Here is a 16,083-nt window from a genome sequence, read left to right as displayed (position 1 = left end):
GAATGGCACGCGTCACCGTCCAGGAGAACGACCTGGTGGTCACCATCGAAGGCCTGGACAAGCTCTGGGCCTTGAAGAGCAGCCTCACCATCCCGCTGCGCAACGTGCGCGGCGCCACGGTCGACCCCGGGATCGTCAAGGAGAGCAAGGGCATCCGCGCGCCGGGCACCCACCTGCCGGGGGTGATCACCGCGGGCACGTTCCACCAGGAGGGCGAGAGGATCTTCTGGGACGTGCGGGACGCCGCCAAGGCCGTGGTGATCGAACTGGCGGACGAGCGCTACGCCCGCCTCGTCGTCGAGGTCGAAGACCCGCGCGTCACCGTCGCCCTGATCGAGTCGGCCACGCGCGGGTCGTGAGGCTCAGCTCCGCGCGACCGCGGACCGAAGAGCCGCGGCCAGCCAGAGCAGCTCTTCGGTGGCGTCCGGCGCCTTGCGTTGTCCCTTCACGCGGCCGACGAGCAAGCGGTACCGTTCCGCTCCCGCCTCGATCCCCACTTCCAGGGACGTGAGCACCGCGCGCGGCTCGGCGTCGCCGCACAGCGCCGACACCAGTTCCGCCGCGCGGGGGTCGTCGGGGGCGACGCCCTCTCCCCTGACCTGCGCCACCCTGTTCACCACCTGCCGGGCCCACCAGATGCCCGCACCGGGTGGCGCCTGCTGCCCCGGCGACGGGGTGGTCAGGGCGAGGAAGGTCCTCATCCGCGCCCGGAAACCCTCGTCCTGGACGAGCTCCGCCAGTTCGATCCAGGCGTCCACCTGGTCGGGCGTGGGGTCGTCGGGCAGGTCGATGGCGAGTTCCCGCACGCGCTCGCGCAGCCGTGGCTCGAGGTCGAGGCGACCGAACACCTCGGCCTTGAAGTCGTCGATGATCTGAAGTCGTTCGGCGGCGGAAAGCCGTGCCAATCGGTTCATCAGTGCTGTCTCCTCAGTGGTGGATCCCCGTTCGGACACAGTGGACAGCACGGCACGGCTCACCTTGAGGGAACGGATCTGCGCGTCGATCGCCGCCACCTGCGCCGCGGCGACCTCGGCCACCGTGACCCGGCGTTCGAGCACGCGGCGCACGTCGTCGAGGCCGAGGCCGAGCTCGCGCAGGGTGCGGACGAGCTCGACGCGCGTCACGCAGGCGGCGTCGTAGAGCCGGTAGCCGCTCGCCGAGCGGGCCGCCGGCTCGATCGCCCCCTCGTTCGACCAGAAGCGCAGCGTGCGCGCCGAGACGCCCGTGCGGCGGGCGAGCTGGCCGATGGTGAGCAGGCCGGTGCTGGTGTCCATGGGGTGAATCCTGGACTTTGCAGCCGCTGGAAGGTCAACCGCGATTCTCGTCAGGCCGCTGAGGAGCCGGTCGCCCTGGTCAGGACCCAGGCCGTGGCCTCGGCGGAGGTGAGCGCCCCGCCCCGCCGGCGGAGGAGTTGCGGGGCGTCGCGCCAGACGCCGGTCCACGCGTCCAGCGCGGCCTGTTCGGCCACCGCCTCGCGCTCGGCCTGGTCCCCGGCGCGCAGGCTGACGAGGACCAGGCGGTAGAACGGGCCCGAGAGCAGGTCGTACACGCGGCCGAACGCGGTCCGGTCACCTCGTGCGACGGCGGTCATCAGGTGCCCCAGGCCGGACGCCGAGGACGAGCCACCGCGGGCGGGCGGGTCGTCCCGCACGCCGGTCGGCGGGGGTGGTGAGTTCACGAGGCCCTCGGCTTCCCCACGGCGCTACCCGGCCGGGCACAGCGGAACGGACTCCGGTGCACCGCCGTCCTGTGTCGTGATCTTGAAATCACACAGGTCGTAACCGTTGCGGAGCAACGCCTTCGCCATACCGCCGATGTCCTTCTCGGACGGAGCCGCCGTGCGCGAGAGCACGAACCCCGACCTGCGGTCCGGAGCACCCACCACGGCCCAGCGGTAGTCGCGGTCGAGGCCGATGACCCAGTAGGTCCCCGGCCGGTCGAAGTTCCACCCCTCGGCGGTCCGCACGAACGACACCTGCAGCCTCGACGTCGAATCGGGGCTCTCCCGACGTGCGCGGCCCTCCAGCGACGTCGTCCCGCCGTCCGCGCGCGTGCACGAGTTGACGACCCGCACCTGCCCTTCCGGCAGCAGGGTGTAGACGGCGTTGTCGTTGCGGGCGCACTGCGCCTGGAACGGTTGCGGGATCGCCGCCACCTGCGCCCAGCGGCCCTGGTAGCGCTCGAGGTCGACCGAGCGCGCGGGGCGCACCTCGGCGCCCGGCGCCTGCGCCGAAGCCGGTGCGGGAACGAGGGAGAGCCCGAGCACGAGGGCGGCCACCGGGGCGGTGAAGCGGCGCATGAGATCACCTTTCGCGTCTCCGGGGTCACTGCGGACAACGCTATGGCCGCCCGATGGCGTCTGCATGATGGCGGACGGTTCTTCTCCCGTTGAGCGTCCGGGCACCGGCTCACCTAGCGTTGAACCATGTCGTTGATCTACTCGAGCGTCGTCGACGCTCCGCTCGACGAGGTGTTCGCGTGGCATGAACGACCGGGGGCGATCCACCGGCTCTCCCCGCCGTGGCAGCCGATCGGCGTGGTGCGGGAGGCGGAGTCCCTCGACGACGGGCGCGCCGTGCTGAGCTTCCCGCTCGGGCTGCGCTGGGGTGCGCGGCACAGCGGCTACGAGCCGCCGCACAGGTTCGTCGACGAGCTCGACTCCGCGCCGCTGGGCTGGGTGTTGCGCTGGAAGCACTCCCACGAGTTCGCGGCCGAGGGCGGCGGGACGCGGATGACCGACCGGGTCGACACGCCCGTTCCCGCGGCCTTCCTCCGGCAGATGTTCGCCTACCGGCACCGGCAGGTCGCGGCCGATCTCGCCGCGCAGGCCGCCGCGCGGCAGGCCGGGGACGCGCCGATGACGATCGCCCTGACCGGCAGCGGCGGTTTCGTCGGCAAGGCGCTCGGCCCGTTCCTCACCACGGCCGGGCACCGGGTGGTCCGGCTGGTCCGCCGCGACCCCGCCGGACCGGACGAGCGGCGGTGGGACCCCGACGCGCCCGACCCCGGCCTGCTGTCCGGTGTGGACGCGGTGGTGCACCTGGCAGGCGCCTCGATCGCCGGGCGCTTCACCGAGTCGCACCGGCGTGCCGTCCGGGAGTCGAGGGTGGGACCGACCAGGGCGCTCGCCGGGCTTGCCGCCGCGGGGGTCCGCGTGTTCGTCAGCGCCTCGGCGATCGGGATCTACGGGCCCGACCGGGGCGACGAGGAGCTCACCGAGGACAGCGGGCGCGGCGAGGGGTTCCTGGCCGACGTGGTCGCCGACTGGGAGGCCGCGGCCACCTCCGCCGCGACCGCGGACATGCGGGTGGTGACCGTCCGGACAGGACTGGTGCAGTCACCCGCCGGCGGCACGCTCAGGATCTTCTACCCGTTGTTCTCCACGGGCCTGGGAGGCAGGCTCGGCGACGGTCGCATGTGGCAGTCGTGGATCGGCATCGACGACCTGGTCGACATCTACCACCGCGCGCTCTACGACACGGCGGTCTCGGGCCCCGTCAACGCCGTCGCCCCCGGCGCGGTGCGCAACAGCACCTACACCGCCACCCTGGCGAAGGTGCTGCGGCGTCCCGCACTGCTGCCGGTGCCGGCGTTCGGGCCCCGCGTGCTGCTGGGCGAGCAGGGCGCCGGGGAACTGGCCGAGGCGAGCCAGCTCGTCCGGCCCGCGGCGCTCGCGAAGCTCGGGCACCGGTTCCGGTACCCCGAGCTGGAACCGGCGCTGCGGCACCTGCTCGGTCGGACCCCGAACGCGTAGCGCCGACCGGGGCCCCCGTGCGGAGGTCACCGGCGCGGGCAGCGTCCGAACGGGCGAAGCGACCGGCGGCGGAGGTCACTCGATAGGTTGATCTTCGTCCTCTCCGCCTTCTCGCCGCGCCAGGAGTTCCCGTTGATCCCGAGTGGTCGGCTGCGCGTCCTGGTGGACGCCCCCTGGTTCACCAAGGTGATCACGGCGATAATCCTGGTCAACGCGGTGACGCTCGGCGCCGAGACCTCACCGGAGCTGATGGCGTCGTACGGGGACGTGCTGCACCTCGTCGACCGCTTGGCGCTGACCGTGTTCGTGGTCGAGCTGGCACTGCGGTTCGGCGCCTACGGCAGGGATTTCTTCCGCGACCCGTGGAACTGGTTCGACACGATCGTCGTGGGCGTCACGCTGCTCCCGGCGTCGGGGATGTTCTCGGTGCTGCGCGCCCTGCGGGTGTTGCGGGTCCTGCGGCTGGTGTCCGTCGTGCCGAGCATGCGCCGGGTGGTGTCCGCGCTGCTGACCGCCTTGCCGGGCATGGCGTCCATCACCGCGCTGCTGGCGCTGGTGCTCTACGTGTCCTCGGTGATCGCCACCAAGCTGTTCAGCGGTGTCGCGCCGGGGTACTTCGGCGACCTGGGCGACTCGCTGTTCACGCTCTTCCAGGTCATGACGGGCGAGGCGTGGTCGGAGGTCGCCCGGCACGTCATGGCCGAGAAGCCGTTCGCGTGGATCTTCTTCGTCGGCTACCTCGCCGTCACGACGTTCACCGTGCTCAACCTGTTCATCGCGGTCGCCGTCAGCGCCATGCAGACGCAGATGGCCGAGGAGCACGCCGAGCACGACCGCGAGGAGATGGCCGCGACGATGGAGATCCTCGCCGAGGTCCGCAGGCTGCGCGAGGACGTCGAGGCGTTGCGGTCCAAGGCCTAGCTGTCATCGCCGGCGGAGCACCGCGTGTGCTGCTTCGAGCCGCGCGGCCTCGTCGCGCTCCGAGCGGTCACCGGACACCTCGTCTGCCCACTCCAGCAGGCGGCCCAGGTGCGCGTCCGCCGCCCCAGTGACCACGCGCGGTGTGCCGAGGACGACCTCACCGCCCGTCCCGTCGAGGCCGATGACCGCGCCGGCGCCGACCTCGTGCCCGCGCAGCGAGACCGAGTGGGTACCGACGACGAGGTCGGTGACACCCACGACAGCGGGTTTGCCCATCGACCGCGCGACCACGGCGGCGTGGCTGGCGGGCCCGCCCCGTGCCGTGACGATGCCGGTCGCCGCCGCCAGCCCGCGGATGTCCTCCGGTGACGTCTCGGGCCGCACGAGCACCACCGGCCCGTCCGCGGCCATCCGCACCGCCGCGTCGGCGGTGAGCGCCACCCGCCCGGCCGCCACGCCGGGGCACACGCCCAGGCCTCGGGCGAGGACCTCCGCGCCGGGTGCGATCCGGGGCGTGCGGACGTGTGCGAGGTGCTGCGCCGACACCCGCAGCAGTGCTTCTCCCCGGTCGATCGCGCCTTCGTCGGCGAGATCGGTGGCGACGCGCACGGCGGCCGCCCCGCCGAACCTGCCCCGCCGCACCTGCAACAGCCACAGCACACCGGACTCGAACGTGAACTCGACGTAGCAGGCGTCGCGGTAGTGCTGCTCGATCCTGCCGAACGCGTCGCGCAAACCCCGCCACACCAACGGTTCTCGTTCCGCCAGCGCCTCCAGCGGCAGCGTCAGCGACCGGCCGGAGACGACGGCGTCACCCTGCTGTCCGAAGAGGACTTCACCGAACGGCACGTCCTCGCCGCTGTTCGGGTCCCGGCTGAACGCGACACCGGAGCCGCTGCGCTCGTCCCGGTCGCCGAACACCATCTGCTGCACCACCACGGCGGTGCCGAGGTCGTGCGGGATGCCGTTCAGGGTGCGGTAGGTGCGTGCCCTGGGCGTGTTCCACGAGGAGAACACCGCTTGCAGCGCGTCCTCGAGCGCGTCGGGAGCCGGGCGCAGGTTGAGGACCGTGTCCATCATGCCGGGCATCGACACCGCGGCCCCGGATCTCACCGACACCACCGGCGGCAGCGTCGCGGCAGCGAGTTCGTCGCGGAGCCCGTCCGGCAGCCGGCCGTCGCGCAGGAACGCCCGGCACGCCGCCGTGGTGACGACGAACCCGGCGGGCACCGGCAGCCCGAGCCGGTGCAGCACGACCAGCCCGTGCGCCTTGCCGCCGATCACCTCGGGCGGTTCGTCGAGGTCCGCGGACAGCCGCCTCACCCACCGCGGCGCGTCGCGGCTCACCACCGCTGGATCCCGAGCGTGGCCAGCAGGTCCTCGTGCAGCTCCGCCCACACGGAGTGGAACGACCCGATCTCGTCGGCCACGTACCCGAGCTCCCCGGCCCGCGCCCGGCCGAGGGCCCGCGCGAGCCTGTCCTCGTAGCGCCCGAACCGGGAAAGGGCGGTGGACAGCGCCGCGATGACCTTCACCGCACGGCCGTGGAAGTCCTCGAAGAGCCCGAGGACGCGGGCGTCGTAGGTGGCGTCGCCGTGGTCGTTGAGGGTGCCGTCGGTGGACCGGATCTGCCACGCCGTGCACAGGTCGAGCAGCTCCGGGTTGAGCACGAGGAAGTCGTCGAACGCCTCCGCGAGCTCCCGCCGCGTGCCGGCGGCGTCCAGCTCCGCGGTGGTCCGTTCGAGGTCGGCCGCCTTCCCGGCCCCGGTGAGCGCCCAGCCGCCGAACTCCCGGTGGTGCGTGACGAGACCGGCGACGGCCAGGCCGATCAGCTCGGACTCCACCTCGGCCTCGGACAGCCCCGTGAACGACGCGACGCGCGCCAGCCCGGCCGCGCCCACGCAGCGCAAGGCGTGCAACACCAGCAGGTCGTGGCTCACGGCATGGCCTCCCGCCTGCGCACACCCACCGCGTGCCCCGCCCCCCGGCCCAGCGCCCGAGCGGTGACGGCACCGTTCCGGACCTCGACCGCGGCCTCGGTGTCGTCACCGGCGTCGGCGATCCCGAGGGCCGCCGCGACCACCGCCTCGTCGTCGAGCACCAGGCGGACCCGGGCGAAGGCCTCAGCGGCGAACACCCTCCGCAGGCAGCTCACGGCGTCGGTCACCTTGAGGCGCACGAGGCGGCCGGTCTCCTCCGGAGCGCTCGTCACGACCACGAGCGTGACCTGCTTGCCTGACCTGACGCTCTCTTCGGCGGCACCCAGCCGGTTCGCACCGAGCACGACGACGAGCCCGTCTTCGAAGTCGACCCCGGCGCCACTGATCTGGTCGACAAGCCCCGTGGGCGCGGTCCACTCGTCGTTGCACGTGCGCGCCGGAGCGACGTACGGCAGGTGCGGCGGCGACCACGTGTCCGTGAGGTCGAGGGTGGCCAGGTGCCGGCACGCGAGCGCAACGTCGAACGGGTCACCGAAGCCCGGCGCCGTCTCCGCCCGGTGACCGGCGCCGTCGAGCAGCGTCAACGCCAACTCGGCCAGCCGCACATGCCGGTACGGCGCACCCCGTTCGAGCGCGACGGCCAGCAACAACGCCTCCAGCCGCGCCACCTGCGCGAGCACGGCAGGCCCGTGCTCGTCGTCGAGGACGCCGTCGAGTGACCGCAACTGCAGCCGCCCGCCGGACAACGTGCCGGCGGTGAGCGGCAACCGCTCCAACCACACCCTGGCGAACACACCCAGTGCGTCCAGCCGCGATGATGGCGAGACCGTCGCCCGCGGCTCCCCCTCCGCCGACCTCTCGATCAGGTCGATCAGCACCGCCAGGTACAGCGCGCGCTTGCTCGGGAAGTTGGAGTACACCGCCCCGCGCGTGAGTTCAGCCCGCTCGGCGATCCGGTCGACCTTCGCCTGCACGAAGCCACGCTCGGCGAACTCCTCCCTCGCCGCGGCCAGCACAGCGGCACGCGTGCGCGCCTGCTGCTGTGCTCTGGTCAGCCGGACCATGGCCGCTCCTCTCGGACGCCGATTTCAGATGATGACATCATCCAGATTACATGAACGTCTGAGATGGGTTGCTCGGCAGGCGGCCGCTGGAGGTGCGGGAGGGCGGAAGTGGTGACGCTTAGCGCCTCAGCTGGTGTCACGTGCCGTTGGAGCGTGGCGAGCCGCTTGTCGGAATGTTGACATTCCTACAACCGCTCTTCGCCGGAATGTTGTGCCGATGCTGACCCAGTGGCGGCGCCTGCCCTACAGCGATCGCGGCCTGCCCCTGTCGCTGCTGCCGCCCGGCTGGAACGGGGTGACGGCCGAGGCGCTGTTCGAAGAGCTGAACACCCGGCTGAGCGCCCCGGCCCGCGAGCACGCGCCGGCCGTGATCAGGCGGCCGTGACGCCCGCTCACCTCAGGTGGTCGACCGGCAGCGGGCCGCGCGAGCGCATCGTCCGGATCGCGAACGAGCTGCGCACGTCGACCACGACGGGGATCGCCAGCACGTGCTCGAGCAGCAACGGCTCGTAGGACGGCAGGTCGGGCAGCACGCCCTCGACGAAGAAGTCGGCGGAGCCCGTGACGAGGTGGCACGCCACCACCGCCGGGATCGCCAGCAACGCCTCCTCCACCTCGCGCGCCGCCTCGGCGGAGTGGCCGGTCACCTTGAGCTCCAGGAACACCGTGAGGCCGAGGCCCGCCTTCGCCCGGTCGAGCTCGGCCCGGTAGCCCGCGATGATCCCGGCGCTCTCCAGTGCGCGGACGCGGCGCAGGCAGGCGGACGGCGAGAGGCGCACGGCTTCGGCCAGCTCGTTGTTCGGCACCCGGCCGTCGGTCTGGAGCCTCCGCAGGATCGCCCTGTCGACGGCGTCGAACCTTTCCATGTGCAGAATATTTGACTGTTCCGAGATTCTGCACAACTGAGTTGCACACAACCAGTTTCAGGCGCTTGAACTTCGCAGCGGCTGTCATGCTCCGCGCCACAGAATTCGCCCATGTCCTCCTCTCCCCTGTCCGTGGCCCGCGGCTCGGCGATGTACGTCGGCGCCCTGCTCGGTCCCGGCCTGCTGATGCTGCCGGGGCTGACCGCCGCCCTGGCCGGTCCGGCGTCCGTCGTGACCTGGGCGGCGCTGCTGGTGCTCTCCGGTCTGCTGGGCTGGGTCTTCGCCGCGCTGGGCATCCGGCTGCCGTCCGCGGACGGGGTCCGGGGTTACGTGGCGCTGGGGCTCGGCCGCCGGGCTTCGGCGGCGACGTCGTGGTGCTTCCTCGCCGGGATCGTCGCGGGTGCCCCGATCGTCTGCGTGATCGGCGGCGGCTACGTCGCCGAGCTCGCCGGCGTCGGCCGCGTCACCGCCTGCCTCCTCGCCGCCGCGATCCTGGTGGCGGTCCTCGCGATCACGTCCCGCGGCCTGCGGACGTCGTCGACCGTCCAGTTCGGACTCGTGGTGCTGCTCCTCGTGGTGGTCGCGATCAGCATCGTCGGCGGGGCGACCGGCGCCGAGGCCGCGAACTGGACGCCCTTCGCACCGCACGGGTGGGCCGCGATCGGGACGGCCGCGGCGCCGCTGATGCTGTCGTTCGTCGGCTGGGAGGCCGCCGCACCGCTCACGGCGAGGCTCGCGGACCCGCGCCGGCAGCTGCCGAGGATCGTCGCCATCACGCTCGTCGTCACCAGCGTGCTCTACCTGTCGCTGGCGGCGGTGACCGTGGCGGCGCTGGGGCCGCGGGCGGGGAGTTCCACGCCGGTCGCGAAACTGCTGGTGCTCGCCGTCGGCCCGGCCGGTGTGGTGCTGGCGTCGGTGTGCGCGGTCGTCCTCACGATGGGCACGATCAACGCCTACGTCTCCGGTGCCGCGAACCTGGCGCGCACCCTGACGAAGCCCCACGACGACGCGGACACGCCGCCCCGGTGGCTGAACCTCGCGATCCTCGCCTCCGGCGGCGTGCTGATCGGCCTGCTCGCCGGCGGGGTGCTGGAGCTCGAGTCACTGGTGACCGTTCCCAGCGCGTTGTTCCTGGTGGTGTACCTCGGGTGCACGGCGGCGGCGTGGCGGCTGCTGGACGGCGGGGTGCGCGTCGCCGCGGCGGCCGCGTTCGTGGTCGTGCTGGTGGTGCTGGCCTTCACCGGTGCCGCCGCCGTTCCCGCGGTCGTGGTGGCACTGGTGGCGATGGCCGCCCGGGGCGGCCGGGCTGGTGGTGGTTCCAGCCCGGCCGCGGCGAGTCCGCGGAGGTCAGTTCAGCGCGCAGAGCAGTGAACAGGCCTTGGCGGACGACCAGGTGGTGTAGAGCCTCGTGCCGTTCACCGGCGTGTACTTCGCCTTCGCCTCGTTGACCAGGGGGAAGAGCGAGAGCAACGCGTAGGTCGAGCAGTGCACCTGCTTCGACTCACCCGGTTGCAGCGAGAACGGGCCGGTGTGGCAGGACGGTTCCACGTCGTCGAGCACGTAGGCGTCGGTGACGGCGATCGGGCCGTTGTTGGTCACGGTGATCCGCCAGTACGCGGTGGCGTGCAACAGTCCGAGCACGCCCACGGGTGCTTGCTTCACCCACGGTCCTGAACCGCCCGCCTTGCAGTTGGCGGGGGTGTGCGAGCCGCAGATCTCCTTGTTCACCACCACGTTCGGCAGGCACGACGCACCGGGTGCGACCTGCCGCGTCACGGTGTTGGAGGTGAACCCGCCGGTCGCGTCGGTGCCGCCGGCGGCGTTGGCGACGGACGTGACCGAGCACTCCGCGGAGATGGTGGTGCGGAAGCAGATCTGCGGTGCGTCACCGGTGAACTCCACGACCAGCGCCGGCTGGTTGCCGCCGCCGAAGTCGGACGCGTTGTTCAGCACGATCGACGCCGTCACGGTCAGCGAGGCGGCGGAGACCCCGGTCAGGTCGACGGTGCCGTCCGGCGCGAAACCCGGTGTGCTGACCGGGTTCCCGCCCTGGTCGGCGACCTTGACCGTCGACGCGCCGAAGTTCACGTTCGCCGGTGTCACACCGGTGAGCCGCGCCTTGCCGTAGGTGACGTTGTGCGGTTTGCCGTCGCAGTAGAACTGCGACGGGTTGAGCGACACGGAGGCGCCACTGCGTACGCACGGCGACGCCCCCGTGTCAGGATCCATCGAGAACAGCACGCCGGCGTCTCCGAGGCCGATCAGGCACCCGGTGGGCGCGTCGTGGGCGTAGCCGTAATCCCTCGTGTCGCCACCGTTCACGGTCGGGTGGGTGATGCGCGACGGCAGACCGGCGCACGACGCCCCGGTGCTCCAGTCGTGGCACACCGCGGCACCCGAGTACGGGCCGCCCCAGATGCCGATGTAGCTGCGCACGCGGTCACCGGTGCGGATCACCTCGGGGTTGAACGAGATGACGTTGGACTCCAGCCCGGCGGGCGCCGACGGTGCGGGCAGCGGGGACCCGTCGATCGCGTAGCAGGTGGTGACGTTCAGGCCGCCGGTCGTGCTCGAGCACGCGCCGACCTCCGCACCCGTCGTGCTGTAGGCGGTGTAGGCGTTGTAGCTGAAGTTCCCGAACGGCCCCAGCGGTTTCGGGGCGGGCCAGCCCGCGCACGCGGCCGCGGTGGCGGGGTCGAAGCAGCCGAGCGCGGGTGCCCTGGCGCCCTGCTGCGAGGACGACGCGAACAGCTTGCCCCCGGCCACCGCCAGCGCACCGAGGTAGTAGCCGCCGTGGTTGGTCGGCGGCACGACCGGCGCGTACGGCTGGCCCGCGCAGGCGCTCTGGGTCGCGATCGTCCAGCACACGACGTGCCCGGAAGTCGCTACGCCGTAAAGGTTCCCGCCGGTCTCGACGAGCCCGGCCATCTCGAACGTCGCCCCGGAGCGCGGCATCAGCGGCCAGTACCCGCAGTTGCCGGGCGCCGCGAGGTCGAGGCAGGCCACACCGATCGAGGAGGCGGTGGTGGCGGAGTAGTAGACCCTGGCGGCGTTGGCCGGGTCGCGGACGTACTGGGGTTCGAGGGGACTCGCGATGTCCCCGGTGTTGCCCGCGCCGAACGGGCCGGGGGCCGTGTTCAGCGGTTTCGGCCACGGACCGCCGGCGCAGAGGGCGCTGGTGGTGAGGTCGGTGCAGACGAGCTTGGGACCGGCCTCGGCCACGTGGTGGTAGACGTTCCACGCCTGCAGGCGCCCGTCCGGCGTCCGGTGCAGGATCGGGGTGAAGCCGTCACCGCCGGTGCTGCTCGCGCTGGCCTGCACGGGCGGGGTGAGCAGGCTCGAGAGGGCGGTGCCGCCGTTGCGCACGTTCGGGTTCGTGGCGCTGACGGGGTTGCCCTCGGTGCCGGTCCAGCCCGGCGGCACCCGCAGCGAGCCGGACACGAGCGTCTGGCCGGCGCCGATGGTGTCGGTGATGGTCGCGGCACCGTTGGCACCGCTGGAGTACGACACGACCCAGGTGGCGACGTCCCCGTGGGCGGCGGGGTCGGCCACGCCCTGGACGGACTTGGTGAGCGTCGAAACGGATGGCTGGGCAGCAACGGGGAGGGCGGCGGTGAGCGCGCTACCGGCGAGCACCGTCGCCAGCGCCATCGCCGGCAAGCGTCTTCGCACGGGCAGTATCCCTTCTGGGGCGGATGCGGTTCGGGAACAGGCCGCCGACGTTAGGGGCCCCGCCGACCGGTCGAACCGCCGTCACCCGCGTGCGACGGATGTCCGCACCATCAGAGCAGCCATTCCTCGCGGAACACGTGACCTGGCAAGACATTCCACATCGGTCCCGAATGGAGTTTCACCTGAACGCGCGAATGTGCCGATCAACAACCCTGATCTCCCCATTCCCCCTCTCCCGGACTGACGTTCCGTCCACGCGCGACCCGTGAAGTAGCGTGCGCGCGTGGAGATCACTGACGACCGCGCCTTCCCCGCCGTGTTGACCGCCCTGAGCGGCGTCGAGTTCCCCTGGGACCACGACGAGGAGGGCGACGGGCCGGCGCCGACCAACATCGACTACGAGCCGTACGACGAGTTCGCGTCGGCCGAGGACACGACCGACTGGATCCGGGCGTGGACCGGGAACCAGGAGCTCGACGGCGACCGGTTCCGGCTCTTCGGCAAGGACGGCACCGGTGGCATGGCCGTGCTGTGGCTGGTGCGGGAGGGGCCGTTGACCGAGCAGCCCGTGGTGTTCTTCGGTTCCGAGGGCGAGGTCGGGCCCGTCGCGGCGAACCTGGGCGAGTTCCTGTGGTTGCTCGCGGGCGGGGTCGGGCCGCAGGAGGCCGTCGAGTTCGGGACGGACAGCGGCGTGCCCCACCCGGAGCTCCGCGCGATCGCGGAGGAGCACTCCGGGGTCGAGCCGCGGACGCCCACCGAGGTGCTCGCCAAGGCGCGGGCCGAGTTCCCGGACTTCGAGGAGACCGTGCAGTCCTGGTGCCGCTGAGGACCACGCGGGGAACCGGGACCAGGACCGGTTCCCCTGCGGTCCGCGCTCCTTCACCTTCGCTCTGGCGCGCAGAACGCCGTGAGCAGGCCTAACATGGGTCCATGGGTACTACGACGACCCTGGAGCTGACCCAGGAGGAACTGGTGCTCCTCCGGCACGCGTTGCGCCACTACCTCTCGGACTTCGGCCACGAGGAGGCCGACATCCGGCGCCTGACCCGTGCGCTGATCGGCAAGCTGCCGGCGCACCAGCAGAGGAACGCGAGTCCCAGCCACACGTAGGTGTTGCCGGCGAGGTGCTGCCACCAGGTCCAGGCCAGTTCGCGGTCGCCGGCGCTCGGCAGCAACCAGTGCGGGCCGACGGCGAACACCGCCACGATGGCGGTGCGGAGGTGGCCGCGCAGCAGCACCAGTGCGGGTGCGATCCACACCCAGTGGTGCGACCAGGACACCGGCGAGACGAGCAGGCCCGTCACCGCGACCGCGACGAGGGCGGTGAGGTCGTCGCGCAGCCTCGGCAGCACCGCCACGGCGAAAGCGAGCACTGCCGGCGCTGCCACGAGCCACACCACCTCCGGGAGACCGAGGCGGAACAGCAGGCCGCGCAACGACTGGTTCGCGGTGAAGCCGAGTCCGCCCACGCGGCCGGGGTCGAGCACCGCGTGCAACCAGAACCGCTCGGACTGCTCCGGTGCGAGCAGCCAGCCGAGCAGGCCGCACGACGAGAACGCCGCCACGGCGGTCAGCGCGGGCCGCCACCGCTTGCGGGACAGGAAGAACAGCAGGAAGACCAAAGGCGTCAGCTTGATCGCGGCGGCGAGGCCGACGAGCAGGCCGCGCGGCCACGGCGTGCGCGGCAGGAGGCAGTCGGCGGCGACCAGGCCGAGCAGGACCAGGTTGACCTGGCCGAGGTCCAGGCTGATGCGGACGGGTTCGAGCAGCAGGCACAGCGCGGCGAGGCCGAAGCCGGACGGCGCGGCGGTGTGGCAGGCCGCGGTGAACAGTGCGATGGCGGCGGCGGTGAACAGCAGGGCCGAAAGTTGCAGCGGCAACGGGGAGAGGCCGCTGAACAGCAGTGCCGCGAACGGCGGGTAGGTGAACGGGAGTCCCTTCGGACCGTGGAAATCGGCGGTGTAGAGGTCGGTGCCCGCACGCCACGCCTCACCGCCCGCGAGGTACACGCGCAGGTCCAGGACACCGCTGCCGAAGCTCCGCACGACCACCCAGGCGAGCAGACCGGCCACCACGGCACCCCAGAGGCGGCGCGCGAGCACGTCGTTCACAGGCCAGAACCCTTCGTCCACAACGGAATCCGATGTGGACGAGCCTGGTGCGCGCGGACGTGCGGGCGGATCGGCCCGGCAGCCGCGAGATCATGGCCGGAGGGGCAGCCGCGACGCCCGGACTGGCCGGACGGTCATGGTCAGGTGGCCACCACGTGCGCGCGGAAGGCCCACGCGACGATCTCCACGCGGTTGCGGGCGCCGACCTTGGTCTGCACCGAGGCGAGGTAGGCCTTGACCGACGACACGGAGACCTTCATCGCCGCGGCGATCTCGTTGTTGCTCAGGCCTTGTGCGACGTGCCGCACCACGTCCAGCTCGCGCGGGTTCAGCACGCCGGCGTCGGCGTTCGGCACGGGCGGCACCGAACGCCGCAGCACGCGCAGCACCACCTGGGGCGACACGAGAACGTCGCCTCGCGCGGCCGATCTGACGGCCTCGGCGAGCAGGCCGGGGCTCGCGTCCTTGGTGAGGAACCCGCACGCGCCGAGGTCCAGCGCCTTGTCCAGCACCTCGTCGCTGTCGAACGTCGTGACCACGACGACGCGGGTGTGCGGCGCGAGCCGGCGGGTGACCTCCAGGCCGTCGAGGCCCGGCATCCGCACGTCGACCAGGCACACCTGCGGCTCCAGCTCACGGGCGCGCTGCACGGCGCTGACCCCGTCCGGGACGTCGGCGACGACGCTGATGTCCGGCTGGGCCTCGAGGATCAGCCGGAACCCGGCCCGCACCATGTCCTGGTCCTCGGCGATGAGCACGGAGATCACGCGCGCACCTCCAGCGGCAGCTCGGCGGTGACGAGCCAGCCCTCCCCGGTCGGGCCCGCGAAGAACCGCCCGCCCAGCTCGTGCACGCGTTCACGCATGCCCACGAGCCCGAACCCGCCCGAGTGCGCCGGTCGCGCGCGTCCGTTGTCCACAACGGACAGTTGCACCGCGCTCGCGCCGAGCCGCACGTCCACCTCCACCCTCGTGGCGTCGAAGGCGTGCTTGCGCACGTTGGTCAACGCCTCCTGCACCAGCCGCAGCACCGACCGCCCCAGCTCCGGCCGCACGTCCTCGGTCAGCTCGACGGTCGTGCGCACCGGCAGCCCCGACCTCTCGGCGAGCCGGTGCAGGTCGGCCGTGAGGTCGGTGGTCGCGGTCGCGGCGCCGTTGTCCCGCAACGTCCTGACCATCGCGCTCATCGCCCCCAGCGCCTCCGTGCCGCCCTCCACGATGCCCGGGATCATCGCGCACGCCTGGTCCTTGTCCTGTTCCGCCACCACCAGTGCGGCCTGCGCCTGCACCAGCATGCCCGTGACGTGGTGCGCCACCACGTCGTGCAGCTCGCGGGCCATGTCGAGGCGTTCGTCGCGGCGCGCCCGTTCCTCCGCGGCCGCCGCGAGCGCCTCGCGCGACCGTTCCCGCAAGCGCAGCAGCATCCCGCCCGCGACCATGATGGCGCTCAGGATCAGCATCAGCTGAACGGAGTCCGCACGGCTGAGCATGGTGTGCGGACGGTAGAACGCGGCGTGCTCGAAGACGACCAGGAGTGCCGCGATCGAGAGCACGGCCACGGTCGGACGTGTTCGCCACGCGTGCAGGAACACCACGACCAGCACGACGGCGCCTTCGACCATCGCGTAGACCGGGTGGTCGACGAAGGTGTCCGCGCCCACGCCCTGGCTGCTGCGCAGCAGCACCGCCCGTTCGAAGCCGATGATCCGCCCGGTCACCACGAAGCCGCTGACGCACAGGACCGCGGTGGCGATGA

The 16,083-nt window shown here is 72.1% G+C and carries 17 protein-coding genes; 6 read left to right on the top strand and 11 right to left on the bottom strand.

The window, feature by feature from the left end; genetic code table 11:
• The first annotated feature begins 2 nt into the window (after positions 1-2).
• On the top strand, positions 3-359 hold the full coding sequence (locus V1227_RS04065; RefSeq protein ID WP_329791104.1) for a hypothetical protein: 357 nt from the start codon (positions 3-5) through the stop codon (positions 357-359).
• Positions 360-362: 3 nt separating this feature from the next.
• Here the strand turns inward: V1227_RS04065 and V1227_RS04060 are convergent, their stop codons facing one another.
• Genes V1227_RS04060 through V1227_RS04050 form a run of 3 tightly spaced genes read right to left on the bottom strand, consistent with a single transcriptional unit; the run spans position 363 to position 2,299 of the window.
• Positions 363-1,274, bottom strand: a complete 912-nt coding sequence (locus tag V1227_RS04060; RefSeq protein WP_329791103.1) for a helix-turn-helix domain-containing protein — start codon at positions 1,272-1,274, stop codon at positions 363-365.
• Between the two features lie 50 nt (positions 1,275-1,324).
• Positions 1,325-1,678, bottom strand: coding sequence for a hypothetical protein (locus V1227_RS04055; RefSeq protein ID WP_329791102.1), 354 nt, complete (start codon positions 1,676-1,678; stop codon positions 1,325-1,327).
• Positions 1,679-1,702: 24 nt separating this feature from the next.
• Positions 1,703-2,299: a lipocalin family protein gene (locus tag V1227_RS04050; protein WP_329791101.1), complete on the bottom strand. Its 597-nt coding sequence runs from the start codon at positions 2,297-2,299 to the stop codon at positions 1,703-1,705.
• Between the two features lie 126 nt (positions 2,300-2,425).
• Here V1227_RS04050 and V1227_RS04045 point away from each other — a divergent pair, with 126 nt between their 5' ends.
• Complete coding sequence (locus tag V1227_RS04045) at positions 2,426-3,754, top strand: TIGR01777 family oxidoreductase (RefSeq protein ID WP_329791100.1); 1,329 nt, start codon at positions 2,426-2,428, stop codon at positions 3,752-3,754.
• Positions 3,755-3,844: 90 nt separating this feature from the next.
• Complete coding sequence (locus V1227_RS04040; RefSeq protein ID WP_442916517.1) at positions 3,845-4,675, top strand: ion transporter; 831 nt, start codon at positions 3,845-3,847, stop codon at positions 4,673-4,675.
• 3 nt (positions 4,676-4,678) lie between these two features.
• On the opposite strand, the gene V1227_RS04035 is transcribed toward V1227_RS04040, so the two are convergent.
• The 3 genes from V1227_RS04035 to V1227_RS04025 are packed head-to-tail and all read right to left on the bottom strand — an operon-like array spanning position 4,679 to position 7,679.
• Positions 4,679-6,025: a PEP/pyruvate-binding domain-containing protein gene (locus V1227_RS04035; RefSeq protein ID WP_329791099.1), complete on the bottom strand. Its 1,347-nt coding sequence runs from the start codon at positions 6,023-6,025 to the stop codon at positions 4,679-4,681.
• Entirely contained in the window at positions 6,019-6,615 is a 597-nt protein-coding gene (locus V1227_RS04030; protein ID WP_329791098.1) for a transcriptional regulator, read from the bottom strand. Before V1227_RS04030 ends, V1227_RS04035 begins: the two co-directional genes overlap by 7 nt.
• A complete protein-coding gene (locus tag V1227_RS04025; RefSeq protein WP_329791097.1) occupies positions 6,612-7,679 on the bottom strand; it encodes a helix-turn-helix domain-containing protein in 1,068 nt (355 codons plus the stop codon). Before V1227_RS04025 ends, V1227_RS04030 begins: the two co-directional genes overlap by 4 nt.
• A gap of 217 nt (positions 7,680-7,896) precedes the next feature.
• Here V1227_RS04025 and V1227_RS04020 point away from each other — a divergent pair, with 217 nt between their 5' ends.
• A complete protein-coding gene (locus tag V1227_RS04020) occupies positions 7,897-8,064 on the top strand; it encodes a PaaX family transcriptional regulator C-terminal domain-containing protein (RefSeq protein WP_329791096.1) in 168 nt (55 codons plus the stop codon).
• Between the two features lie 7 nt (positions 8,065-8,071).
• Here the strand turns inward: V1227_RS04020 and V1227_RS04015 are convergent, their stop codons facing one another.
• The gene (locus V1227_RS04015) at positions 8,072-8,545 is read right to left on the bottom strand and encodes an Lrp/AsnC family transcriptional regulator (RefSeq protein WP_329791095.1); all 474 of its coding nucleotides are present in this window, start codon (positions 8,543-8,545) and stop codon (positions 8,072-8,074) included.
• A 111-nt stretch (positions 8,546-8,656) separates the two neighbouring features.
• On the opposite strand from V1227_RS04015, the gene V1227_RS04010 reads away from it, so the two are divergent.
• Complete coding sequence (locus V1227_RS04010) at positions 8,657-9,916, top strand: APC family permease (RefSeq protein ID WP_329791094.1); 1,260 nt, start codon at positions 8,657-8,659, stop codon at positions 9,914-9,916.
• Here V1227_RS04010 and V1227_RS04005 read toward each other — a convergent pair.
• Positions 9,893-12,217, bottom strand: a complete 2,325-nt coding sequence (locus V1227_RS04005; protein ID WP_329791093.1) for a DUF7617 domain-containing protein — start codon at positions 12,215-12,217, stop codon at positions 9,893-9,895. The genes V1227_RS04010 and V1227_RS04005 overlap by 24 nt on opposite strands.
• Positions 12,218-12,500: 283 nt before the next feature.
• On the opposite strand from V1227_RS04005, the gene V1227_RS04000 reads away from it, so the two are divergent.
• Entirely contained in the window at positions 12,501-13,043 is a 543-nt protein-coding gene (locus V1227_RS04000) for an SMI1/KNR4 family protein (RefSeq protein WP_329791092.1), read from the top strand.
• A 172-nt stretch (positions 13,044-13,215) separates the two neighbouring features.
• Here the strand turns inward: V1227_RS04000 and V1227_RS03995 are convergent, their stop codons facing one another.
• The 3 genes from V1227_RS03995 to V1227_RS03985 form a co-directional block, all read right to left on the bottom strand.
• A complete protein-coding gene (locus V1227_RS03995; protein ID WP_329791091.1) occupies positions 13,216-14,328 on the bottom strand; it encodes a glycosyltransferase 87 family protein in 1,113 nt (370 codons plus the stop codon).
• Between the two features lie 140 nt (positions 14,329-14,468).
• Complete coding sequence (locus V1227_RS03990) at positions 14,469-15,095, bottom strand: response regulator transcription factor (RefSeq protein WP_236223844.1); 627 nt, start codon at positions 15,093-15,095, stop codon at positions 14,469-14,471.
• Positions 15,092-16,045 (bottom strand): sensor histidine kinase, encoded by a 954-nt coding sequence (locus V1227_RS03985; protein ID WP_329791090.1) that lies wholly within the window; start codon positions 16,043-16,045, stop codon positions 15,092-15,094. The genes V1227_RS03990 and V1227_RS03985 overlap by 4 nt, the downstream gene beginning before the upstream one ends.
• Positions 16,046-16,083 lie beyond the last annotated feature (38 nt).

The organism is Lentzea sp. DG1S-22 (genome assembly GCF_036321065.1).
In the GTDB taxonomy this organism is placed as follows: Bacteria; Actinomycetota; Actinomycetes; order Mycobacteriales; family Pseudonocardiaceae; genus Lentzea; species Lentzea jiangxiensis.
The sequence above is the reverse complement of the archived record's forward strand: the minus strand, read 5'-3'. Positions and strand labels throughout refer to the sequence as shown.